Source organism: Micromonospora arida, assembly GCF_042873195.1.
Taxonomy (GTDB): domain Bacteria; phylum Actinomycetota; class Actinomycetes; order Mycobacteriales; family Micromonosporaceae; genus Micromonospora; species Micromonospora arida.
On sequence record NZ_JBIALC010000004.1, the window covers coordinates 200,829 to 224,543 of the forward strand.

Here is a 23,715-nt window from a genome sequence, read left to right on the forward strand (position 1 = left end):
CCGCCCTGATGAAACAGGCCTTAGCCGTCCCGGCACTCCGGCAGGGCGAGCAGGGCGTCCACGCCGTCCTCCACTGCCCGCAGCGATCGGGAGCCGTCGGCCCGCCGGATCACCCGCACCGGCACCGGCGGCCCGGACGGACGCCGGGCCCGGAGCCCGAGCCGGCGGACCTCCAACAGTCCGGCGGCCTGGGCGACCGGCACCCGTACGTGGCTGCCGTCCGCATTGTCCACGCCGACGGCGACCACCGTCCGGACGCCGTCGATCAGAACGGTCCGGACACACGTGACGTCCAGAGGGAGTGCCCCGTAGTCGGGATCCGGTCCGCGGTTCAGCCGCAACCAGCCGTCGCTGGCTTCCAGCGGTCCGGTCGGCGGCAACGCCTCGGCGGTCGCCGGCACCACCTCGTCGCCGATCCACGTCCACGGATCGGCTCGCCGGTGCCAGGACCACGACCCGCGGACCCGGCCGGGAACCGGCAGCCGCGTCACGGCCGGATCGCGGAGGACGGGGCCCCGCCGGACGGTCGGTGAGATCCGGGCCAGGGCGGGGGCGGTCCAGGACCGTTCCAGCGTGACCGCCTTGCGGGGCAGCAGCCCGGTCGTCACGTGCACCCGCGAGCCGGGCACCATCAGCAGAGTCAGCATCACCGGCGATCCCGGCTGCACCGTGAACGTGCCGGAGGGGTTCACGTAGGCGGGTAGCGTGTCGCCGTCCCCGGCCAGGTCGGCCACCGCCGGGTCGACCACCAGCAGGCGTCCGTGCTCGTCGGCGACGAAGGCACCGAGCAGGCCGTCCTGCAGGTGACCGAGGACGCCGAGCCGGACGGGAAGCGCCGTGACGGCCAGTGCGGGAGGCCGGCGCGGATCCTCCACCTCGATGGCGAGCCGGGCCCGGACCACCGCGACCGGATGCCCGAGGAGCAGCCCGAGGTGTTCGGTGCCGGTCGCGCCCACCTCGTCCACGGTCATTCGAGTGACGTCGAGAACGCGTCGCAGCGCTTCCAGAGCGGGGAGCGTACGCAGGTGGGCCGGCAACGCACGCAGCCCCCGGTCGGCGGCCAGCACCCGATCGGCCACGGCGGCCAGCACTGTGTTCGACACGTCACGGTCCGGCCCACCGCCCACCTGGGCCGCGGTGCCCGGCTCGGCCTCCCAGACCGTCCCGGCGACCGGGTCGGGCCGCAGCCGGCCGAGACCACCGCCGTCCGCGTCGAACAGCTCGACGCTGCCGTCGAGCGGACTGGCCAGCAGGTAACCCGCGATCGGAGCTGTGCCGTCGACCGCCTCGGCCGTCCCACCGGCGCCGTCGGTGAACCGCATCGACACCCGGGCCGGCGCGGTGAACCGGGGCGGGAACGCCAGCAGGCCGGGCGGGCCGGGGGACTCGACACCGGGGCTGGGCACGATCGGGGCCGGGCCGGGGACCAGGTCGACGAAACGCCCCCAGCCGTCCACCACCCGCAGCCGCAGCAGTCGCAGGGCGCCGGCCCGCACCGCGACGAAGTCCTCCGGGGCGGCCGGCGCCGGCGGGTCGGCCACCGGACTTCCCCGCTCGCGGACGACCGGCTCCAGCGGGTCGCCGCGCAGGCGGGCGGCCAGGTCCGCCAGGGAACCGGACAGCAGGTCCAGCGGCGTGTTCTGCTCGGCCATCGTGGCGGCGTTCGCGGTCAGGACCGTCGACCCGGTGAGCAGATGGGTCGGCTTGCCGGCCGGCGCCGCACCGGCCGGCACGAAGTCGAGGTCATCGAGCGTCCAGTCGTGCACTCCGCCCGGTGAGGGGACGTACCCGAGCGACCAGTCGAGCCGGAACGGCGCCCACGGGCGGCCGGGCGGGGTCAGCGCCAGGGGCGACGGCAGCGCGCCCACCACCGTCACGCCGGTCAGGCCGCCGCTCGGCAGCGCGTCGGGGTCGCGGAGCAGCCACAGCCGGGCCCTGGCCGCGGCCAGCAGGCTCGGCCGGCCCGGTGGCGCCGACGCGAGGTCCGGGGCCGAGCCAGGGTCCGTCGCCGCCAGCTCGACGAGCAGGTTCGCGCAGTCCGGTGCCGGCACCGGCAGACCGGCCAGCGGGTCGTCCGGGAGAGCCTCGGCGCCGAGGCCAAGCTTCGGCGGGATGCCGACGCCGAGCACCGTGACGGTGGTCCGGCAGACCAGGTGCCCGGTCGGGGTGTATCGGCCGTCGCCACCGTGCCGGAATCCCCGGCCCGCCCCCTGCAGCACGACCACGGGATCCTTGGCGTGCCAGGTACGCGGTCCGGGCCGGCGGACCTCGACCAGCCGTCCGTGCGGCGCCGGGATCGGCACCGGCCCGGGAAGGCCAGGGCCGCCCGGACCAGGGCTGTCGACCACCGGGGCGGAGGGCGGCGACGGCTGCCACACCACCTCCGTCACCGGGCGCCCCGGGCGGTGACCGAACCGGGCCCGGTGCAGCGCCGCGTCCAGCCGGGCCGGCCAGTCCGGGAGATCGAGCCGGTCGGGGGCGCTGAGCAGGGAACTCTCGGTCAGCCGGTGTAGCAGTGGGCCGCCCGGAATGCCGGACGCCTCGTCCCGGTCACGGCGCCCGCCCTCCGTACCGTCCTCGGCGGTCAGCGCCAGCGTCGCCACCGCCGCGGCCGTCGTGTCGCCCACCGCGACCACGACCTCCGCCGGCACCGGCCGGGCCTCGGCCTCGGCCCCGAGGTCACCGCCGCCCGGCCAGCGCGGCTGCGGCCAGCCGATGGCGACCCCCGAACCGTGGAACAGACAGGATGTCGGCACCGGATCGGCACCGGAGGACCGCGGATCGAGGCTCCACCCGAACTCCTCCAGCAACGTCCAGAAGCGAGCCTCGTCCGCCCCGGTCAGCGGGTCGGCGCCGGCCCGGCCGTACCAGCCGCAGACCAGGTAGGCGATCGACTGCGCGGCGCGGCCGACGTCGAGCAGGTCGTCGTAGAGCGCGAACCGCCCGAGCACGTTGTCGTACGCGGCAGTCCAGGCCGGGTCTCCTGGACCGAGTGCGGTTATCGGCGGCGTCAGGTCCGGCAGCTCGATGTCGGGCAGGTCCGGCAGGCCCGGTCCGGGCCCGGGCAGGCCCGATCCGCTCCCCGGCGGTAACAGCCAGGTTCGCACCGTACGGGTGGGCGCGGTGGCTGGGCCGCTGAGCCGGACCACCAGCCACCGGTCCGGCAATACCGGGAACACCGGTTCGACGGCGTCCCGGCCGGCCCGGGTCAGCGCGTCGGGCACGGCCCAGTGCAGGTGGGCGCCGGGCGGCCGGCCGTCGGCGAGCTCGGTGAACGGCTCCGGGGCGAGCCGTTGCCGGCGGGGTCCTCCGGCGCCGGCGACCGGCTGGGTCATCGCCGTGGTCGCCCAGCGTTCGTGCTCGTCACGGACCACCAGCACGTCGAGCTGCACCGGAACCAGCAGGCGGGTCACCGGGCACCCCCGGCGAAGCGCTGACGGGCGGGTGGCTGCAGCAGCGCCAGGCTCATCCCGGCGCCCCCGCGGGGCGCCGGCAGCGGTCGGGCAGCGTCGAGCGCCGCAGCCAACTCCTTGACGTCCACCACACCGGGCCGCGCGCCGGCCCGCATCGGCACCGACACCACCTGGCCGGTCGGCTGGCCCTCCTCGTCGCGCACCGCGACGCTGTGCGGTCGCTGGATCTCCCGGCCGGACTCGGTCCGTGGTCCGGCCGGGAGGTGCGGAACCGCGGCGGCCACGTCGACGCCGAGTTGGACGCCGTGATGGGGTTCCTCCAGCCAGACCAGCCGGGGTACGCCGCCGAACAGCGCGATCAGCACACCGGGCGACAGCCGTTCCAGTCGCAGGATCGGCACCACCCTCTCGGGGTGCTCGGCCGCGTGCTCGGCCGGGTCGGCGCCGGACGGCACCGCGGCCGTGGTCCAGGCCCGGACCTGCAGCCCATGCCACCGCGAGACCAGGGCCGACCGCAGCAGGAAGCCGGTGACCGGCGGGTCCTCGACGGGTTCGTCCGGTTGCCCGGCCGGCGGTGGCCACGGCAGGTCGCTCGGGCCGTCACCGACCACGATCCGTCCGCGGCGCACGTCTCGCACCTGACGCATCGACCCGAGCACGGCCCGGCGGGTGGCCGGCAAGACCCGCGGTGCCCGCGTCTGCCAGGTCGGCGGATCGGCGCCCAGCCCCAGCGCGGCCTCGGTGAGTGCGTCGAGCCAGGCCGGGTCGACGTGGAAGAAACGGATCGACTCGGCCGGCAGCATCGTGTCGTCCGGGACCAGATACGCGTACGGGATGTCGTGCAGCAGCCGCCAGGCCGCGACGCGGGACGACACATAGGACGTCGGTGCGCCCACCACGGTCGTCGGCGCCAGTCCGGTCTGGTGCGCGGTGGCCAGCGTGTCGAGCAGCTGCCCGTCGGTGACCAGCGCCTTCATCGCGGTTCCCGGACGGCGTCGGGGATCCGGGCCGGATCGGCGCGGTGCGGGCGCAGGAGCTCGTGAACCCGGGCCGGGCCGGTCGGTGGCTGAGCGTCCACGCCGACCCGGTTGACGACCGCGATCTCGGCCCGGTCGATGTCGCGGTGCCAGCCGACCACCTCCTGCAGGAACCGGCCGTCCGCCCCGCCGAGCAACCGGCCCAGCTCGGCGGCCGCGGCCCGTCCCACGTCGTCCGTCCGGGGTGGCCGCGCCGGGTCGACCGGCCCGGCTCGCAACGGACCGCGGTAGGTGGCGGCGTGCGAGTGCCCGTCGTGGTCCACCCGCCGGATCGGCACGGGTGGGTCGGCGCCGCCGGGCAGTGCCAGCGCGTCGACGTCGAGCCCGCGCGCGATCACCTCGAAGAGCCCTCCGGCGCCCACCTCGAACTCCCACGAGTGCAGCACGACGAACGGGGTCGGCGTGGCGGCCGAGGCCGACAGCAGCGCCTCCCGGCCCTCCATCGAGATCAGGCAGGCGGTGTACGGACCGGGCTCGGTCGGCAGCCGGTTCGCCACGACGACTGCGAACCAGCCGTCGTCGTCACCCATCGCGAGCTCGGTGTCGGCCACGTTCACCTGTCGGACGTGGCTGAGCAGGCCGACATCGGCCTTCACCGGCAGGAGCCCGGCCTGGGTGATCGGATCGGTGGCGAGCAGGACGGCGACGTCCGGCCCGTCGCCGTCGATGTCGCCGGCCGCCGCGAGGGTGGCGAAGTGCTGCTCCCCGACGGCCTCGCGCAGGGGGCGCGGGGCCAGCACGGTGGCCTCGTCGGGGCGGACCACGAGCAGGACCAGCCACGGTGTGCCGTCGCTGAACCGGCGTTCCCATGGCAGTGTGCGGCGGGTCAGCGCGATGTGCGGCAGCCGCTGGCCGTATGCGCCGATCGAGCCGGGCGCCGGGTGGACGGCCGCCACATCGGACGGCGACAGGGCGAACCGCGGGCCGGCCACCTCGATGAAGGCGTCGTGCACCGGCGGGGCGGCCAGCGTGTCATCGGCTGATGCGACGGCGAGCGACGAGCGCACCCGGTAGACACCGGCCGTGATGTCGGGCACCACGCTGTCGTACAGGCGGATGCTCCCGATCGGGAGGGTCTCGGTCATGTCGGTCTCCCTCCCGGGATGCGTGAACGCAGATTGACGCGGACGGCACTGCCTCCGGTACCACCCGGACGGGGCAGCCCGGGCCGGCCGGTCAGCCGGTCGACCCAGGCCTGTGCTCCACCGTCGACAATCAGCACGGCGGCCGTCCCCGTGCCGGACACCCGAACGCGCAGCGGCCCGGCGGCACGGCGGATCGGGACCACCAGCAGGGCGCCGTCGGCGGCCGGGACACGCCGGAGCCGGCCGGCCTCGCCGCCGCGGACGTCGATCACCGGGTCGGCGCCGGCGGAACACTTGACGACCAGCACGTTGCCGGGGCTGTGGACGACCGTGGTGGTGGCCGGCTGACCGGCCAGCACCGAGACGGCCGGCACCGTGGCGACCGCACCGGGGTAGCGGCCGGCGGGCGGCACCGGGGTCGCGGTGAGCACCACGGCGTCACCGGCCAGGAAGGTGCCCGGCCCGACCCGGATCAGCTCGTCGCGCAACCGCCAGCCGGCCGCCCGGTCCTGCTCCGGATCGGCGTCACCGGCCGGCAACAGAGCGACCCTGGCGGTGCGGGGCGGCAGCAGTGCGGCCAGATCGGCGTCGGCGGGCACGGCGCGGTCGACGAGTGGACGGCCACCGGCGGTCAACGCGATCAGGCGCAACCCGCCCCCCTCGCGATCGAGGGCGAGGTCGGCGAACCGGAGGTCACGGACGTCCCAGACGGCGGCCGCGCCGGGATCGAGCCGCACCGCGCTGGTGTCCCCGTCACGCCGTTGGTCGTCGCGGGGCGCACCACGACCGGACCACGGCGTCCCCGCCGCGCGTCGTCGTCCCACCCCGAGCAGCCGCGGCTGGGTCGTCCGGCGCCGCCCCGGGACCGGCTTCGGCACGGGCGGCTCGATCCGGCCCGGCCAGGTCGGCCCGCCGGCCGGCCCGAGCGGCAGCGGCAACGTCGGCTGCTCCTCGACCAGCGTCGACAACGGAACCGTCGCGTGGTCGCCGAAGGCCCCGGTGCGCTCAGTGACGGTCAACCCGGCGACGAGCTGGGACCCGCCGATCGCCGCCAGCATCGCCGCGGCCGGCTCGTCGGCCCGGCCCTGCTCCCACAGCGCCGCCGGGAAGTGACCTTGCCTCCCGGTGACCTCGAGGCTGTCGACCACGTCGGTGGTGGCCGGCTCCCAGTCGCCGACGACGCGCTTGGAAATCGCGACGGACAGCACCGCCGTGACCGATTCCAGGTCGGGACCGGCCGGTACAACGTCCACATCGGACGGTGCCACCACCCCGGCTGGCCGGTGCTCGCCGGCAGCGGAGTCCTCGATCTTCAGCCCGGTGCACGGCATGGCGCTGTCGACGACCAGGGTGAAGGTCGTACCGACCACCCAGGGCTCGGCTTCCGACCCGTCCGGCGCGGTGGCCGCCGTGCTCTCCAGCCGGCCGGCGGTGACGCTGGTGACCGTGGCTGGCTGATCATCGCGGCCACCGCCGAGATAGGTGCGGCTGACCTCCGCCCAGCTCAGCCACGGCTGCGGCACCTCATCGCCGAACGCGACGGTGATCGAGGTGACGCCGAGGTCGACGCCGGCCACCGCCCGCAGCGGCGGCCCGGCGATGTGCAGGTCGGCGCCGACGTCGACGCTCATCCGTACCCGCACGCAGACAAAGACGCAGGCCTGGATGGTCAGCGAGGCGCCGACGCCGACGTGCAGGTCGGCCCGGTAGGTGAACGGATCCCAGGTGACCATGACGTCGACCGAGGTCTCGAACCAGGCCCGGACCGTGCCGCGGTCGTAGGACGCCTCCAGGCTGCCGCCGAGCATCGCGGCGCTGTGGGTCAGGGCGAAGTAGGTCTCTCCCTTGACGCTGACGCCGGATCCGGGAATCCACTCGAAGCCGACCGGGTCCACCTCCGGGTAGTGGTCGGGGACGGTGAATCGCGGGTGGTAGCCGCCGATGCTCAGCAGCACTTCCGGCGTGGCCAGCCAGGCCATGAAGGCGAAGCCGCCGGTCAGCCGGCAGTCCTCGCTGAACAGCCAGGAGCCGGCGGTCAGTCCGGCGCGCACCGAGATGATCCGGTCGATGGTGCTGTAGCTGGCGGCCAGGCCGAGTTCGACCGACAGTACGGTGCCGGCCCCGGCGGACGGCAGCGCGAGCTGGAGCAGTCCGAGCAACCCGATCTCGACGCCCGTGTCCAGGCTGACGTAGGCCAGCGCAGTGCCCTGGATGAGGCCGAAGGTCGTGAACCGGACCCCCGCCGCGCCCCAGTAGGCGCCCCGGGCGGGTGACAGGTCGGCGCCGATCGCCCGCAGCCCGGCCACCGGGTCGTCGCCGAGGCCGAGGTCCCCGGAGACGGCGGCGACCAGCGGGAACGCCGGCACCTCGGCGGGGTCGTCCGGGACCAGCAGACGCCGGTTGTAGCCGACACCGGCGGCCAGCCCGAGGACGAAGAAGAAGGGCGGCCCACCGAGCGGGATCGGCACGTTGAGGAACACGAACAGCGACGTGTACTCGCCCAACTCGTCGTGCGGCTGGGAATAGCTGCCGACCGCGGTCAGGTTGCGCCCGGCCAGCGTCACCGACAGGGCCCCGAGGTACTCGACGTCGCCGCCGGGCAACGGCAGCTTCTTCAGCCCGCCGGAGACCTCGATCACGTCCGAGGCCAGCGCGACGGCGAGTCCGGCCAGGTCGACCAGCCAGCTCGCCGGGTCGCCGGCGGTGGCCAGCGGAACCCGTACGGTGAGGTCGTCCAGCCCGATGATCAGGGGGCCGACGGACACGTCGCCGGACACGCCGACGCCGATCCGGTGCGCCACCGACTCGTACGACAGCGCGACCTCGTCCAGGTACAGCGGGCCGAATCCCTGCTGCACCGGCAGGCGCAGGGCTGGCTCACCGGCGAACCGGACGGTCCAGCCGTCGTCGCCGCTGGCCAGGGTGAGGTCGACCGGCGGGCTGGCCGGGGTCGGGTCGCCGCCGGTGGCGGCGAGCAGTGAGGCGGCGACCGGGTTGTCGCCGCCCTCGGACGGGAGCAGCGGAAGGCCGAGGGCGAGCAGTTGCAGCGCCCCGTGCACCGGGCCAGCCGGCCGGACCCGGCCGTCGAGGTCCACGTCGACCAGTCCGAACAGGCCCGCGGTGCGGATCGTCACCAGCGGCGTGTCGACCAGCGCGCCGTGCTCGCCGGTGACCGCGAAGCCGGTGCCGGCCAGCCGGAGCAGCGGCGCCAGCGCGGGAATGCCGCCGGTCGGTACGTCGACCAGCAGGACGGCCACGCCGGCGTCGGCGCCGTCCCAGTCGGTCGGCACCTCGGCCGGCATGCCCAGGTGCAGCGTCACCGGTGGCCCACCGGCGTTCAGGGCCAGCGTGCCGCGCAGCGAAGGGCCGTACCGGGTGCCATCGCGGGTCAGGGCCAGCTCCAGTCCCTCGACGATCGGCACGGACGCGCCGGCGACCAGCCGCAGCGGCCCGCCGAGCACGGTTGCCAGGTCGGGGGTGGCGGCGACGGTGAGGATGCCTCCCCGCCGGCGGGCCAGGCCGGCGGCCACCAACAGGTCACCGGCGTTCGGCCCGCCACTCCACAGCGGATCCTCCAGGTGGGCCGTGTCGAGCAGTGCCCGGACGGCCAGCGGGACCGCCAGGTGGGTGGCCAGCCGGCGCTGCTGCGCGGCGGTCGGCGGCACCGGGTGCGGGGCCAGCGGGAGCACCACCGTGGCGTCGGCGAGAAGATCCACCGTCACCGTGCCGGCCTGTTGCGAGGGCAGCGACTCGGCCGTCAGCAGCGGTCGGAGCACCATGCCCCGGCCGAGGTCCAGAGCGCCGGCCAGGCTCAGGCTGCTTCCGGCGGCGGACACGTCGAGATCCAGGCTCGCCGCACCGGCGACCGCCCCGGCCAATTCGGCCCGGACCGTCGCCGGCCCGGTTGCCAGGCCAGTTCCGATCGTCAACCGGCCGCCGCCGCCGAGGGTGGCAGTGAGCTGCGCGACGCCGTCCACACTGCTCGCCGTGGCGGCCGGTGCCAGCAGCCGGGCCACCGCGGCCAGCGCGTCGGCCCGGCGACGGGCGGTGGGCAGGTCGGGCGGTGCGCCGGTGAGGTCGGTGCCGAGGCCGGCCAGTCGGGCGCTGTCGAACCGGCCGGTCACCGGGTCGTACAGCCCGAACGCCGCGGCGACGCCGAGCGCGGCAGTCCTCGCCGGCGAGTCCGGCAGCCGGTCGGCCAATTCGTCCAGCACCGCGGCGAGCAGCAGCCGGGCGCCGCCGCCGAGTAGGGCGTCCAGCCCGGACACGGCGGGCAGCAGGCCGATGGTGGCGCCGAGCGCGCCCGGCGTCACCGCCAGTGTCGCCCCGTCCGGCCCAGCGCCGAGGATCACGTCGACGGCCTCCCACGGACCGTCCGGCAACGGCAGGTGCAGCCGCAGGGTACCGCCCGGGGTGGCGGTCCGGGTGGCATCGACGTCGAGCCACAGATCGGCGTCCAGCGTCGTCGCGGCTGCGCCCTGCCCGGCCAGCTCGAGCGGACCGTCGCCGGCCAGGCCGATCCGCAGCGTTCCACCAGGCCCGGCCCGGGCGTACAGGGCCAGCCCACCGGGCAGCGTCAACGGTCCTCCGCCGCCGACCAGCGCGCCCAACTCGGTCAGCAGCGCGCCCACCATCCCGGCATCGGGCGGGCCGGCGCCGTCGCCGCCGAGCCGCCGGGACAGTTCGGCGCCCGGATCGCGGAGGAAGCCGCCGAGCCAGGGCATGGGCCCACCGCCACGGGCCAAGCCGAGGCCGGCGCCGAGCGCCGCCGCGGCGAAGGTGCGGGCAGCCGGTCCGGCCAGTCGGTCGAGCAGGTCCGGGTCGGGCGGAAGCAGCGTCGCGGCAGGCTCCAACCCGGGGCCGCGCAGCCGGACGGCGCCGCCGTCGGCCTCCTTGGTCAGTACGGTGTCGCCGGCGGTCAGCTCCCAGCCGATCCGGCCGGTCGGTTCCTCCGGGAGGGTGACTCGCGCGGTGCCGGTCAGCAGGCCGTCCTGACCGGCGGGCAGCCCGGCTCCGGTGGTCGTGACTGTGACATCGGCCGGCGTGACCACGAGTTCGACCGGCAGCGCCGGGTGGTGGTAGCGCCACGGCCCGCGCCCGTCCGGCGAGCCGGTGTCGCGCCGCAGCCCGGCCGCGCCGCCGGGACGATCCAGCACTGCCGCCAGCACGCCACCGAAGGCGCGGTCGTCCTGGAGCATCGCGATGCCGTCCGGCAGCAGGGCCAGATCCGCACCCGCGCCGGCGACCAGATCCAGCGCGGTCAGCAGCTCGACCAGCACACCGGCCCGCCCACCCCGCTCGGCCTGCACTCCCAGCTCGGTCAGCACGGCGGCGGCCAGCGCGGGACCGGTCGGGTCGGCCAGGCCCACGACGGGGGCGGTCACCCCCGCCTGGGCGGTGTCGTACATCAGCAGATCGAGGCGGGTGCCGGTGCCGTCGCGCCGGGCCACGAACTCCGCCCACCGGACCCGCTCCGGCCCGCCGAGCGGCCCGCCGACCAGCCACCCCGCCGGACTGCCGAGCTCCGCCCCGACCTCGACGGCCGCGCCGTCGCTTGTGGTGTCCAGCCGCACGGTGAGCGCGACGGAGGCCTCGTCGGCGGCGGCCGGCCCGAGGTCGAGCCCGACACGTACCCCTTGCCGGATCGGCCCTGGAGCGCTGCCGGCGGGCCCGAGCCGCCACAGCGCGCGGCCCAGGTCGCGGCGGAGGTCACCGGGGAGGGCGCCGCGGACGGCCAGCGCCGGCACCTCGGGCGGCGTGGCCCGGTCCTCACCCGCCCGGGCCAGCATCGGCGTCAGTGGTTCCCGGGGCACCGGCGGCTCCCCCGGGGCGCCGGTCCGCCAGCCGGTGACGGTGCCGGCCAGCCGGCGCAGTACGTACCCGTGCGGGCCGAGGACGGACGGGTCGGCGAACAGCGCCCGGACGGCGTGCACGGTGCCGGCCAGGTCCGGGTCGACCAGCACGCCGGCCGGCCCGGGGGCGCCTCCGGCGTCGTCGTCGACGGTGGGGTCGCTGAACGGGGTGCCGAGGGTGACCAGGCCGAGCACCCCGGCCGGTGCCGCCCGCACCCAGTCGCACGCCACCAGGCCGGCCCAGGAGTGCGCGGCAAGGATCACCCTGTCGACGCCGCGGGCGGCTCGGATACCGTCCACCGCGTGCGCCAGGCGGCCGGCCAGCTCGGACGAGGTGGCGGTGGCCGCGTCGCCGAGGTCGATCACGTACGCCGGGGACGGCGTCAACCCACCGAGATCGACCAGCGCCGGCTCCACACCGGGCACCCGCAGGGTGACCGGCAGCGGCGGGCCCAGCCCCAGCGCCTCCGCCAGCGGGTTCCAGTCGCCCGGGTCGGTCAGTCCCGCGTCGACCGCGATCAGCGTCCAGCCGGCGGGATCGGCGCCTTCCACAGCAGACCGCAGGTGCGCGGCAGCGACGGCGGCGGCGTCCGGGTGCGCGACCAGGTCCCAGTGCGAGGCCGGCACGGGCGTGGCGGTGGCCCAGCCCGGCGGCGGCGCGGCAGCACCGGCGTGCAGGACGCCGTCGGCGTCGGACAGCACGCTCGCGAGCCGGTCGATCGACCCGCCGCTCAACCCGGCCAGGCGGCGCGGATCGATGCCTCCGGCGGCAGACAGGGCCTGCACCGCCGTGACGATGTCCGGGCCGTCCGGAACCGTGTCGCCCGACCCGTACGCCCATAGTTCCTCGGCCTCGACCGGCTCGTCGCCGGTCTCGACCGCGCCCGCCGCCTCGTAGGTCCTCGACTCCACCGGGAACAGCACGGCCGACGCCAGAGGGCCCCACGTCGTCGGCGGCCCGTCACCGGAGATCCACGTCAGCAGCTCGACGGCCGGCTGGTCCGCCTCGTGCAGCGGTGTGCACCACGGGGTGTCCGCCGTCCCCGAGCCGCCGGTGTCGTCCGCCGCCGGGTCGACCGAACGGCCGGGAGCGCCGGTCAGTCGCCGGGTGAGCAGCGCCCGCAACCATGCCAGCAGGCCGAGCAGGTGGGGGCGACCCGCCGCGCTCACGCCGCTCTCGTCCACGGCTATCCCGGTCAGCCAGCCGCCGACGAGCCCGGCTGGATCGCCCACGCCGGACCGCACGTCGTCCGGGTCCGGCAGGTCCACCGGCGGCGGCCCGTCCCGTGCGCCGGCAAGCACGGTGGCCAGCCGGCCGGCGCCACCGATCGCCGATGCGGCGGCCCCGACCAACGTCCGGGCGACCGTCCACAGCACCGCCGCGTTCCCGTCGGCCAGGCCCAGATCCGGCTCGCCGGAGGACGGCACGGGCCCGGGGAACTCGATCGCGTCGAGCCTGGCATCGCCGGCGGTGACGCCGCCCACCGTGCTCCGGACGGTCAGCGGTGACCCGGCCGTCCAGCTGACGGCGACCTCCAGCGGCCCCAGCGTCAGAACGGTGTCACCGACCGGCGAAAGCGCCCCGGGCGCGGTCCGCACTGTGGCGTGCACCGACGACAGCAGCCGCGGCGCCGCCGCGCCGGCCGGTGCGACGTCCACACCGAGCAGCTCGACCAGCAGATCGGCTTCGACCGCCGGCGCACCGGGCGCGACGGTGACGGTGGCGGCGACGCGGAGACCGGCGCACAGCCGGGGTGGCCCTCCGGCCACGCCGCCGTCCCACACACACAACGCCATCGGCTCGGCGAAGGAGCCGGCCGGAAGGTGGTCGAGCGGCACCCGCCACGGGTCGGCCGAGGTGCCTGCCCCGCTCACCACGACCGCATCCAGGTCGTCGCCGGGCGGCGCGCCGCCGAGCAGCGCCCAACCGCACGCCGCGACCGGCGCCCAGCCGGTCGGGGATTCCCGCAGCGCCGCGTACCAGTCGGTCAGCGCCCGCCCCGGCTGGGTGGCCAGCAGACCGGCGTCGACGGGCGGCACCCCCGGCGGTGGCGCCAGCCCGAGCAGCCGGAGCAGGGCGGTCGCCGGCACCGAGCGGCCCAGCCCGCCCGCGACCACGTCGGCGAGGGCCCCGGCCACCGACTCGACCAGGTCGGCACTGGTCAGATCGAGGTGGTCCACGTCGACGGCGCCGGACCCGGGCAGCGCCAGGTGCACGTCGCCGAGAGCCAGCACCGGAACCACACCGGCCGGCCCGTGTGCCAGCCCGGCCACCAGCGTGCCCACCCGCAGCTCCGTGTCGTGTCCGTCGGCCGGCGGCCACAGCCGGCCCGGCGTCGTCACAGTGACCGAGCAGGATCCGCCGACGGTGGCCGGCGCCGTCCCGGCCAGCGGAATGCCGGCCAGGGCCGCTTCGGCGGTGAGCGTGCCGGCCGGGCCGTCGAACCAGGTACGCACTGCGGCGGTGGCCCGCGGACCGTCCTCCACCCCGATCCGCAGCCCGAACCCGGGGGCGCTGCCGCCCGGTCGACGCAACGTCAGGTCGAGCGGTTCACCCGGAGCCGGTGCGGGGGAACCAGCCGGCAGCGGTCGTCCGTCGAGCAGCGCCAGCAGGTCGGCCGACCACTGCAGCACCGGCGGCTCGGGCCCGGTGAGCAAGTCCGACAGCCAGCCTCGCCAGGCCGATGAGGCATCGGTCGAGGGCGCCAGCGGCAACGGCGGCACCCCGCCGGACAGACCCAGTACGCCGGCCAGTGGCGGACCGGCCAGCGGCGAGATCAGCGCCCGGATGGCGTCGCCGGGCGCGGTGCCGGCCGCCGGGTCGAGCGTCACGGGATCGGCACCGGCCGGGCTGACGACCACGGTGACGGTGCTGTCCGCCGCCAGGTCCGGACCGGCCAATCCGGCGCGGACCGCCAGCCCGGTCCCGTCGGCGGCGTGGCTGCTGAGCGTCACGGTGACAGGGTGCTCGTCGGTGCCGGCCACGGCGGTGACCCGCGATCCGGACCCGGACACCAGCGGGACCGCCAGCTCGAGCGTCCCGCTTTCGGCCGGCAGGACGAGGGCCAGGCCGACCACCACCGACCCGCCGGCGTCCACAGTGGTGATGGACACCGTGACGCCGCCGGTGTCGACGAGCCGATGATGGGCCACGCCGTCGATGTCGTCCGGCGGCACCAGCAACGCCATCGCGCGTACGGTGGCGGCCCGCTGCTCGGGATCGGCCAGCATCCGGCCGATCCGTTCGCCGGGAGCGGCGAAGAAGCCAGCGTCGAGTTCCAGCCCCGAGGCGGCCGGCCGCAGCACACCGATCGCGGTGCCGAGCGCTTCGGCCACCGGGCCCAGCTCACCCGTCACGGTCAGATTCGTCATGGGTCAGACCCAGCCGGTGAACGTGCCGGTCAGCGGCGACAGGTGCAGGTCGTGCTCGAACCCGAGCGCGAAGCTACGGTCGGGAAAGACCACGGTCCGGCTGCCCGACTCGGTGTACCCGCGCAGGCTCGCGTAGCTGACCGCGAACCGCCGCAAGAACGGCTCGCTGAGCTGCTCGGTGGCCCCGACGTGGATCAGCGTGCCGGCCCGCGACAGCGTCTGGTCGGCGGTGGGCGCCTGGCCGGTCTCGGCGGTCAGCTGCGCCGTGGCCTCGGCCAGGAAGGCGTCCACGGTCCGCTGCCAGGCACGCATGATCGCGGCCTTCTGGTGGTTCGGCGCGTTGATGTGCGCGTCCAGGAGCAGCGCGGCGCCGTACTGGGACGGGAACAGTTGGCTCACCGTGTGGCCGGCCTCCGGGCAGCCCCCGGCGACCCGAAGGCCGTTCTCTGCCGCCCGGCGCGCTCCGCCGAGCCCGGACACCGGGGGCTTGAACGGCTTGCGGTCCTTGACGGTCGGCGTCCCGGTGGTCCAGTCTGCCGCCCAGACCCGCTCGTCGTCGAGGACCCTGGTGAACCGGAAGGCGGCGACCGCCAGCTCACTCTCCTGCAACGCTTGCGACGACTGCAGGGCGATCGTGCAGCGAGCGGCCCACACCGGTGACCCGATGCCCTTGGATCCCGACCGCGCCCAGCCGAAGAAGTCGAACCGGGGTGTGTCCCGGCGGTCCTTGCCGGTCGGCGCATCCAGCACCAGCGGGTCACCGCCCGGCCGGGCCTGGACCATCGTGACGAACGTCGGGTAGTAGTCCCGGGCGGCGTTCGCGGCGCCGGCGGTGAACGCGTGCGGGTTCGCGGCCCGCACCGCGTCGGCCGGCACCTCCCGATCCGGTTGGGACGACACGACGGGCTCGTCCGCGCTGATCCGGCCGGTCGCGTCGCACACCGCCAGACCGAGGCCGTACATGCCGAAGAACACGTCGTAGTGGTCGGGGGCCCGCCGGCGGAAGTGCTCGAGCAGGACAGTCCCCTCGTTGTCCACGTGGAACGACCACTGCTGGGTGCCGATCGACAGCAGCGCGGTGTCGGCCAGCCGGACGGCGTCGATCTGCCCCTCGATCGGCCCGATCGTCGCAACCACGTGGCGCCGCGCGGCGATCAGGTCGGGGCGGGCGCCGGTCGGCCACGGCACGCCGGCCCCGTGCGCCGTGTCGAACACCCGCACGGCGACCACGCCGGGGGCGAAGGGCCCGGGCCAGAAGGCATCGGTCCAGCCGTACGTCTGCCGCCGGCCGAGGGCGATGCCGCCGACCACGTGGCCATTGACGGTGGTCTGATCCTTGGTCAGCGGCGGCTCGATCGGCACGACGGCGGGCCGGCGCTGCTGGGGTGTGAAGTACTCCCGCCGGGTGGTGCCCTGCGCCGGCGTCCGGACCACCAGGTCCAGCGCCTGCGACGCCGGCTCGAACATCGGGTCGGCCGAGGTGAGCCGCGCCCAGCACCGGCGCAGGACCGCGTTGCCCCCGGTCGTGGCGGCCAGCGCCGACAGCTGCGGCGGTAGCATCGCGGCGACCATCGCGGCGGCGAACTTCTTGCCGTCGGCGGCCGCGTGGGCCTCCAGTTGGATCAGCGCCTCGACCACCCGCAGGCAGGTCGCGTACGGGTTGTCCAGCAGATCGTGGGCCAGCGCGGTGGCGACCTGCTCCGGGGTCTTGCCGCCGATCAGCGCGGTCACCTGGGCGGTCAGCGCCGAGGGCGGCTCCGGCTGCGCCTCCCGCTCCGGGTCCCGCACCGGCGTGATCGCGGTCGGGCCGACGAGGTCGCCGGCCGGCACCGTGGTCGGGTCGGGCACCAGCAGGTTGCCGGCCGGCACCTGCTGGATCTTGTCGAGGAACACCAGCCAGCCGGTGGCCGACCGTTGCATCGGGAGCGGGAAGAGTGTGCCGGTCCGCCATTCCAGCACGTACCTCTCCTGCGCGCTGACGGTGGTCGCGCACACCTGCGCCAGCGCCCTCGCCAGGCTGGAGCGGTCCGGCACGGCCTTGAACGGGCTGTCGGCGGGCAGCTTGGCGGTCAGCGGAACGATCACGGTCTCGAGGAACCGCTCGGCCAGCCCGGTCATCGTCGCTTGTGGGCCGACCAGTGCGTAGGCCCGGGTCTCTGCGGCGGCACCGAACGGCAGCCCGGATCCCTGCGACGGGTTCGGTGTGGCCGGCGGCAGGCCGAGAACCAGCCCCGGCTCGTCCAACTCGACCGGCCAGAACCGCACGTTGCGTTCGGCTTCGCTCAGCTTCGCCAATCGCTCCGCCTCCACTCGCATAGCGGTGTCCAGCGCTCGCCTTGTGGCAGAGCGTAGACGCAGGGCCGCTGCGGAGATAGGTCGCCGCAGTGCCTGTCGGACACCCGACCTGGCGCTGGCGATGGTTGGTCACGCGACGCGGCAAGCGGCGACTTCATCCGCCGGAGCCAGATCGCCGAGCCGCCCGCGCTATCTCTGCGAAGTGAAGGCAGAGGAGGGCAGCCTCGGCACGTTCATCCCACTGGAGTGACGTCAGGCGACCCGATGGCCTGCCGGTGTTCGGCCGGGCTGAGACCGCGTACCCGTTTGAAGGCCGCGCTGAGTGCGAATGAGCTGCCGTAGCCGACCTGACGGGCCACCGCGCCGACGGTGGCATCCGGTTCGCGCAGCAGGTCGGCGGCCAGCGCGAGCCGCCAGTTGGTGAGGTACGCCATCGGAGGCTCGCCGACCAGTTCGGTGAACCGGCGGGCCAGCACCGCCCGCGAGATACCGGTGCCGGCCGCGAGGGTGGCCACCGTCCAGGGCTTTGCCGGGTGGTCATGCAGTAGTCGCAACGCCCTGCCGACCACCGGATCGCCGTGCGCTCGGTACCAGGCGGGCGCCGCCGCCTCGGGCCGGGAGAACCAGGCCCGAAGTACGGCGATGAGCAGTAGGTCGAGCAGCCGGTCCAGGACCACATCCTGCCCCGGCTCGTCCTTGGTCATCTCGTCGCCGAGCAACGGGATGAGCGGGCTGTCCAGTGCTCCGGCCGGCAGCACCAGGAGATGGGGCAGGACCCTCAGCAGCCGTTGGCTGACCTCGCCCTGCAACTGGTACGTGCCACTGAGCAGCACCGCCGTCCCGTCAGCGCGTTCGCCCCAAGTCCGGATACCAAGGTCCATCACTTCGCACAACTCGTCCCCGGTGGGCGTGGTGCTGTACTCACCGGGATGGATCACTGCCCGCGGCGCCGTGGCCGGGTCGTCGGCGATCGTGTACGGCTCCGGGCCACGGATGATCGCGACATCGCCCGGGCGTAGCGGCACCGGAGCACCCTGATCCGGCACCACAAACGCCGTGCCGCGCAGCATGGTGACCAGGGTGAGGGGCGCACGATCCTGGATCCGTACCGACCAGGGCGGGTCGAACACCGACCGCATCAGGAACGCACCGCGCGCCCTCGGCCCGTCCAGCAGCCCCGCGAGCGCATCCATGCGCTCAGGTTAGCCCTGTGAGGTGGGCGGTCGAGACGTCGGGACATGCGATCGAGAGTCTCGCCCATTCCCGGTGCGCTCGCCCTCGACTTGACTGTTGCCATGACGAAGACCGTTGATGAGCAGCCAATCCTCGTACTGGGCGGCACCGGCAAGACCGGCCGCCGGGTGGTGGACCGGCTCGCCAAACTCGACCGGCCGGTACGGGTCGGCTCCCGCTCCGGCGAGCCGCCGTTCGACTGGACCGACCAGCGCACCTGGGCACCCGTACTGGACGGGGTTTCGTCGGTCTACCTGGTGTACTACCCGGACCTGGTCGCGCCGGATGCCCTCGCGACGATCCGTTCGTTCACCGAACAGGCGGTGTCCGGCGGGATCGAACGGTTGGTTCTGCTTTCCGGCCGGGGCGAGGAGGAGGCCAAACTCAGCGAGCGGGTGGTCCAGGACTCCGGAGTGGCCTGGACGATCGTGCGGGCGAGCTGGTTCAGCCAGAACTTCAGCGAGGACTTCCTGACCGACTCGGTACGCGGCGGCGAGGTCGTCCTCCCGGCAGGGAACGTGCCGGAGCCGTTCGTCGACGCCCTCGACATCGCCGACATCGTGGTCGCTGCGCTGACCGACGACGGGCACGCGGGGCAGCTCTACGAGGTGACCGGCCCGCGACTTCTCACCTTCGCCGAGGCGACCTCGGAGATCGGCAACGCGCTCGGGCGGGAGATCCGCTACCGATCGGTTTCGCCCGAGGAGTACGCCGCCGTGATGGCCGGGTACGACGTGCCGGCGGAGCTCACGGCGGTGCTGACCGAGCTGTTCGGCAAGGTGTTGGACGGCCGCAACGCGCAGCTCGCCGATGGTGTGCAACGGGCGCTGGGCCGCAGGCCGCGCGACTTCACCGACTACGCCCGGGAGGCCGCCGCCGCTGGTGCATGGGACACGTCACTCGGTGGAGACTGGGCATGAACGCCACCCTGGCTGCCTGGTCGGCGGCGGTGACCCTGGTGGTGACGGGTGCGATCGCCGGTGTCTACTACGCCTTTTCGGTGGCGGTGATGCCCGGTCTGAACGCCGCCGACGCTGGCACCGCGATCCGGGCCATGACGAGCATCAACCAGAGGATCCAGAATCCGCTGTTCTTCGTCACGTTCTTCGGCCCGCTCGTCGCCGCCACGGTGACCGGTGTGTTCCTGCTGATCCTCGGGAAGCGGTCGGCGGGTGTGCTGTTCCTGGTGGCCGCGGGGGTGTACCTGGTGGGCGCGTTCATCCCGACGGTGGTCGTCAACGTGCCGATGAACGAGACGCTCGACGCCGCAGGCGTGCCGACCGATCCTGCGGAGGCGGCCCGGGTGTGGGCCTCCTACTCGTCCGCCTGGACGTGGTGGAACTCGTTACGCGCCGGCGCCAGCCTGATCAGCCTGTTGCTGGCTGGTCTCGGGGTCTACCTCTCGGGCAGGTGAGTTCGACGGCGTCTGCTGCGCCGCCTGCTGTCCGGCGGTGGCGGCCGGTGCTACCGGTCGGCCCTTGCGCGAGCGATCAGGGGAAATCCGTGGCCGGGCAGGACGACGATGAACTGCCACGGTCCGTGCTCGACCCTGGCAAGCCCGACGGATCCGTTGACGCTAAGCGCCGCGATCAGGGCGTGGCTGCCTTCGGCAGACGTCACGGCGCGAGGTTACCGACCTCAGGCTTGAGGCGCCGCACCTCTGCCGCCAGGAACCATGGCGGACGAGGGTGAACGCCGGCGGACCGTTCGGGCCGCCGCTCTCGCGGCTCATCGACGACTGATCGTTCCTTCGGGGACGAAGAGTCACTTCTCTTCTCGTGTACCCCGTGGCCGATCGAGGAACCGCGCCAGGCCGTGGGGGCACACTTGGAACGTGCAGAGGTCTCTGGGCGATGGTTGGTCGATCGAGCTTTCTGATACCTGGACACGGGGTTCCGCCAAAGACGGCGTCACGACGTGGTGTGCACCCGGCCGTACGATGTGGGTCGGGCCAGGAGGTTCGTGGCGGTGCGCCAACGGGGCCGACATCATCGCCTCGCTCGATGCCGAGCTACCGCCGAACCCAACAGGCAAGGTGGGTGAGGGTGGCCGAGACGGTGTCGGTCATCGGGCCGCCTGGCTCTACCGCCAAGACGGCGACGTCAAGTTCACCCTCTACGGCTTCAACTTCATCGACGGAACATACCTGGACACGACCTTCATCAGCGCGGACACGGCCGACCTCACATGGGCCTTCGACGCCTGGCGTTCGGTGACTCGATCCGACGGTTAGCGATTAGGCGACATGCCTGGCGGGCGGCTAACTGAATGACGATCGGTGCGGACGCCAGTGGACCAGCCCGGACGACAGCGGACCGCGCTCCCAGGTCGAAGGCCAAAGAGCAGCAGCTCGCCGCCCAGGGTGGGGCAGGGAACTCGTCATGTGAAAAGGCCGCTCACTGTCTCTGCTCGGAGCACGCCCTGCCTGGCCAGTTACCACTGCGCCGCGTACCGGCGGCGCAGGCGCTTCAAGTCAGGGCGTGCCGGGTCCGGTCCCCGGTCCAGGCCGCTTCGAGGATCGCGGTCAGGCTGGCGGTGTCGCTGGGGCCCGGGTGGTTCTGGATCAGGCGGGTGACACCACTGGCCATCTCCGCGAAGCGCGGAAGGTCGGTGCGTGCCACGCCGATGTCCGCCAAGGTGGGAGGGATGCCGATGTCGGCAAGGAGCCCGTCGAGCCAGGTGAGGAACGCATCTGCGGCCTCGGCATCGGAGGCGTCGGTAACGTCGAGCCCGCACACCCGGGCGAGGATGGCCAACCGGTCGCCGATGGCATCCCTGGCCGCGTCCAGCGCGTAGGGCAGTAGCAGTCCGACGCCCAGGCCGTGTGGCGTGTGCGTGGCTGCGCCGATGGGGTACTGGAGAGCGTGCGGGGCGGCGTTGCCCGCGTGGGAGAAGGCGATCCCGGCGAGCATGGATCCATAGGACATGTCCGCGCGCGCGTCCGTGTCGCTTCCGTCCCTGACCGCACGGCGCAAGCTCCGGGCGATCCGTTCCGCGGCGCGGAGCGCGTAGTGATCGGTGATCGGGTTGCGGCCGAGGAACACCTGCTCCACCGGGTCGCGCGGTCCGTGGGCCCGGGGCCGCGCTGTGTAGCTCTCCACGGCGTGACAGAACGCGTCGATGCCGGAGTGGGCGGTGACGGTCGCAGGGCAGGTGTAGGTGAGTTCGGGGTCGACGATGGCGAAGTCGGGAACGATGTGGACGCTGGAAACCCCCACCTTCAGCGCGCGGTCCGGGTCGGTCAACACCGAGACGGGTGTGAGCTCGGAGCCGGTGCCGGACGTCGTCGGGACCGCGACGAGAGGAATCGTCGGCCCCGGCACCTTCGACTCGCCGTAGAAGTCGCGCGGCGTCCCACCGTGGCGCCGGATGACGCCGACGATTTTGGCGAGGTCGATCACCGTGCCACCCCCGATGGCGAGGATCACGTCCGCGTCCACCTTGGCCGCGACCGACACGGCCAGGGCGACATCCGAGAGTGGCACGTCGGGAGTCGCGTCGGAGAACACCTCGACGGCCTCGACCTTTTCCCGCACGGCGGCCACGATTTCGGCCACGCCCGGCTGCCCCAGAAGAACCTGGTCGGTCACGATGAGGACTCGCGAGCCGCTCTCGGCCACCACTCGGGGGATGTTCTGCGCGACCCCTTCGCCCACTATCAGCTGGCGTGGTCCGCGGACGGTCTCAAGCATGTCAGTGCCTCTCCGGAACGTCGGCGGCGATGTGCTGGGCGGACGTCCAGGTCAGCTGCGGGACCGGGACGGCGTCGGCGAGGTCGGCCGCCCGGGTGGCGCAGACGCGAGCGCGGGACACCCGGGTCAGCGGGCCGGTCACGGTAGGTCGATCGCCACGTAGGTGAGGTCGAGGTATTCGAGGATGCCCTCGTGCGACCCTTCCTTGCCGATCCCTGACTGCTTCACGCCGCCGAACGGAGCAGACGGGTCCGATATCAGGCCACGGTTGATGCCGAGCATCCCCGTATCCAGCCCTTCGGCGAACCGGAGCGCCCGCTGGAGGTCACGGGTGAAGACGTATCCGGCCAGGCCGTGCTCGGTGTCGTTGGCCTTCGCCATCACCTCGTCGTCGGACGTGAACGAGATGATCGGCGCCACCGGGCCGAAGATCTCCGCCTGCAGCATCCGCGCATCGTCGGGCACGTCGACGAGGACCGTGGGCGGGTAGAAGTGGCCCGGCCCGTCGGGACGCTCGCCGCCCACCAGGACCCGGGCGCCGCGATCGACCGCGTCGGCGACGAGCTCGTCGATCGTGGTGACCGACGCCTCGTCGATCAACGCCCCCACGTTCACGCCGTCGTCGAGACCATGGCCCACCGAAAGCGCGCCCATCCGCTCGGCGAAGCGCGCAGTGAACTCCTCGCGTACGGGCTCCTCGACGTAGATCCGGTTGGCCGCGATGCAGGACTCCCCGATGTTACGCATCTTGGCCACCATGGCACCGTCGACCGCGACGTCCAGGTCAGCGTCGGCACAGACGATCAAGGCCGCGTTGCCGCCCAGTTCCATGGAGGTGCGCAGCACGTTGTCCGCGGCCTGTCGTAGCAGTACGCGTCCGACCTCGGTCGACCCGGTGAACGAAAGCTTGCGGGTCCGGCTGTCGGCCAGCAGTGCGGAGACCACCTCGCCGGAACGCCTGGTGGTCACCACGTTGACGACGCCCGGGGGAACGCCGACCTCCTCCATGATGCGGGCCAGGAACAGCATGGTGAGTGGCGTCTGACCTGCTGGCTTGGTGATCGTCGTACAGCCCGCAGCCAGCGCAGGAGCGATCTTGCGGGCACCCATGGCCAACGGAAAGTTCCAGGGCGTCACGAAGACGCACGGTCCGACCGGCTTCGGCACGGTGAGGATGCGATATCCACCCGCGGGAGCGGTGTTGTAGCGCCCCTCGACGCGCACCGCCTCCTCGGCGAACCAACGGAAGAACTCGGCACCGTAGGCCACCTCTCCCCGAGCCTCGGCGAGCGGCTTGCCCATCTCGAGCGTGATCAGCCGGGCGATCTCCTCGGATCGCTCGGTCAGTGCCCGGTACGTCGCGGTCAACAACTCTGACCGTTTCCGCGGCGGGGTCGCCGCCCACCCCGCCATTGCCCTGCTCGCCGCGTCCAGGGCGGCGAGCCCGTCAACGACGTCGGCGTCCGCCACCTCGGCGATGGTCTTGCCGGTGGCCGGGTCCTCGACGGCAAAGGTGGCTCCGCTTGCGGCGTCGCGCCAGGCGTCGCCGATCCGCAGCCGCCGATGCTCGGGGGCCAGCACGTTCATCGGGTCACTCATCGCGTCGCCTCCTGTGATCTTCTTCGTGATGTCCGGCGTGCTTCAGCGATCGCGCTGTGCGCGTAGACGGACGGGTCACACGCCCTCGTCGCGGGCGAGGCGGGGCTCGATCGCCACGTGCGGACGCATGTCGCCGT

The 23,715-nt window shown here is 73.9% G+C and carries 13 protein-coding genes; 3 read left to right on the forward strand and 10 right to left on the reverse strand.

The window, feature by feature from the left end:
- Positions 1-20: 20 nt before the first annotated feature.
- From ACFYP0_RS15100 to ACFYP0_RS15125, 6 genes are all read right to left on the reverse strand, one after another.
- The gene (locus tag ACFYP0_RS15100; RefSeq protein ID WP_386996356.1) at positions 21-3,413 is read right to left on the reverse strand and encodes a hypothetical protein; all 3,393 of its coding nucleotides are present in this window, start codon (positions 3,411-3,413) and stop codon (positions 21-23) included.
- On the reverse strand, positions 3,410-4,390 hold the full coding sequence (locus ACFYP0_RS15105) for a hypothetical protein (RefSeq protein WP_386996358.1): 981 nt from the start codon (positions 4,388-4,390) through the stop codon (positions 3,410-3,412). Before ACFYP0_RS15105 ends, ACFYP0_RS15100 begins: the two co-directional genes overlap by 4 nt.
- Positions 4,387-5,535: a hypothetical protein gene (locus ACFYP0_RS15110; protein ID WP_386996361.1), complete on the reverse strand. Its 1,149-nt coding sequence runs from the start codon at positions 5,533-5,535 to the stop codon at positions 4,387-4,389. The genes ACFYP0_RS15105 and ACFYP0_RS15110 overlap by 4 nt, the downstream gene beginning before the upstream one ends.
- Positions 5,532-14,759 carry a DUF6603 domain-containing protein gene (locus tag ACFYP0_RS15115; RefSeq protein ID WP_386996363.1) on the reverse strand — a complete coding sequence of 3,076 codons (9,228 nt, stop codon included), beginning with the start codon at positions 14,757-14,759 and terminating at the stop codon, positions 5,532-5,534. Before ACFYP0_RS15115 ends, ACFYP0_RS15110 begins: the two co-directional genes overlap by 4 nt.
- A 3-nt stretch (positions 14,760-14,762) precedes the next feature.
- Positions 14,763-17,075 (reverse strand): hypothetical protein, encoded by a 2,313-nt coding sequence (locus ACFYP0_RS15120; RefSeq protein WP_124862550.1) that lies wholly within the window; start codon positions 17,073-17,075, stop codon positions 14,763-14,765.
- 212 nt (positions 17,076-17,287) lie between these two features.
- The gene (locus ACFYP0_RS15125; protein ID WP_355493358.1) at positions 17,288-18,247 is read right to left on the reverse strand and encodes an AraC family transcriptional regulator; all 960 of its coding nucleotides are present in this window, start codon (positions 18,245-18,247) and stop codon (positions 17,288-17,290) included.
- Between the two features lie 102 nt (positions 18,248-18,349).
- On the opposite strand from ACFYP0_RS15125, the gene ACFYP0_RS15130 reads away from it, so the two are divergent.
- On the forward strand, positions 18,350-19,207 hold the full coding sequence (locus ACFYP0_RS15130; RefSeq protein WP_355493359.1) for an NmrA family transcriptional regulator: 858 nt from the start codon (positions 18,350-18,352) through the stop codon (positions 19,205-19,207).
- Positions 19,204-19,701 carry an anthrone oxygenase family protein gene (locus ACFYP0_RS15135; RefSeq protein WP_355493360.1) on the forward strand — a complete coding sequence of 166 codons (498 nt, stop codon included), beginning with the start codon at positions 19,204-19,206 and terminating at the stop codon, positions 19,699-19,701. Before ACFYP0_RS15130 ends, ACFYP0_RS15135 begins: the two co-directional genes overlap by 4 nt.
- 50 nt (positions 19,702-19,751) lie before the next feature.
- On the opposite strand, the gene ACFYP0_RS15140 is transcribed toward ACFYP0_RS15135, so the two are convergent.
- Positions 19,752-19,907: a hypothetical protein gene (locus ACFYP0_RS15140; RefSeq protein WP_355493361.1), complete on the reverse strand. Its 156-nt coding sequence runs from the start codon at positions 19,905-19,907 to the stop codon at positions 19,752-19,754.
- A gap of 214 nt (positions 19,908-20,121) precedes the next feature.
- On the opposite strand from ACFYP0_RS15140, the gene ACFYP0_RS15145 reads away from it, so the two are divergent.
- Entirely contained in the window at positions 20,122-20,520 is a 399-nt protein-coding gene (locus ACFYP0_RS15145) for a hypothetical protein (protein ID WP_355493362.1), read from the forward strand.
- 235 nt (positions 20,521-20,755) lie between these two features.
- On the opposite strand, the gene ACFYP0_RS15150 is transcribed toward ACFYP0_RS15145, so the two are convergent.
- Genes ACFYP0_RS15150 through ACFYP0_RS15160 form a run of 3 tightly spaced genes read right to left on the reverse strand, consistent with a single transcriptional unit; the run spans position 20,756 to position 23,578 of the window.
- On the reverse strand, positions 20,756-21,979 hold the full coding sequence (locus ACFYP0_RS15150; protein WP_355493363.1) for an iron-containing alcohol dehydrogenase: 1,224 nt from the start codon (positions 21,977-21,979) through the stop codon (positions 20,756-20,758).
- A gap of 1 nt (position 21,980) precedes the next feature.
- On the reverse strand, positions 21,981-22,121 hold the full coding sequence (locus ACFYP0_RS15155; RefSeq protein WP_355493364.1) for a hypothetical protein: 141 nt from the start codon (positions 22,119-22,121) through the stop codon (positions 21,981-21,983).
- Positions 22,118-23,578, reverse strand: a complete 1,461-nt coding sequence (locus ACFYP0_RS15160) for an NAD-dependent succinate-semialdehyde dehydrogenase (RefSeq protein ID WP_124862570.1) — start codon at positions 23,576-23,578, stop codon at positions 22,118-22,120. The genes ACFYP0_RS15155 and ACFYP0_RS15160 overlap by 4 nt, the downstream gene beginning before the upstream one ends.
- Positions 23,579-23,715: the final 137 nt, after the last annotated feature.

Excerpts from the sequence above, each read along its gene's own strand:
- ACFYP0_RS15135 (WP_355493360.1), top strand. The coding sequence starts at position 19,204 with ATGAACGCCACCCTGGCTGCCTGGTCGGCGGCGGTGACCCTGGTGGTG.
- ACFYP0_RS15110 (WP_386996361.1), bottom strand. The coding sequence starts at position 5,535 with ATGACCGAGACCCTCCCGATCGGGAGCATCCGCCTGTACGACAGCGTG.
- ACFYP0_RS15160 (WP_124862570.1), bottom strand. The coding sequence starts at position 23,578 with ATGAGTGACCCGATGAACGTGCTGGCCCCCGAGCATCGGCGGCTGCGG.
- ACFYP0_RS15130 (WP_355493359.1), top strand. The coding sequence starts at position 18,350 with ATGACGAAGACCGTTGATGAGCAGCCAATCCTCGTACTGGGCGGCACC.
- ACFYP0_RS15120 (WP_124862550.1), bottom strand. The coding sequence starts at position 17,075 with ATGCGAGTGGAGGCGGAGCGATTGGCGAAGCTGAGCGAAGCCGAACGC.
- ACFYP0_RS15150 (WP_355493363.1), bottom strand. The coding sequence starts at position 21,979 with ATGCTTGAGACCGTCCGCGGACCACGCCAGCTGATAGTGGGCGAAGGG.
- ACFYP0_RS15105 (WP_386996358.1), bottom strand. The coding sequence starts at position 4,390 with ATGAAGGCGCTGGTCACCGACGGGCAGCTGCTCGACACGCTGGCCACC.
- ACFYP0_RS15125 (WP_355493358.1), bottom strand. The coding sequence starts at position 18,247 with ATGGATGCGCTCGCGGGGCTGCTGGACGGGCCGAGGGCGCGCGGTGCG.
- ACFYP0_RS15115 (WP_386996363.1), bottom strand. The coding sequence starts at position 14,759 with ATGACGAATCTGACCGTGACGGGTGAGCTGGGCCCGGTGGCCGAAGCG.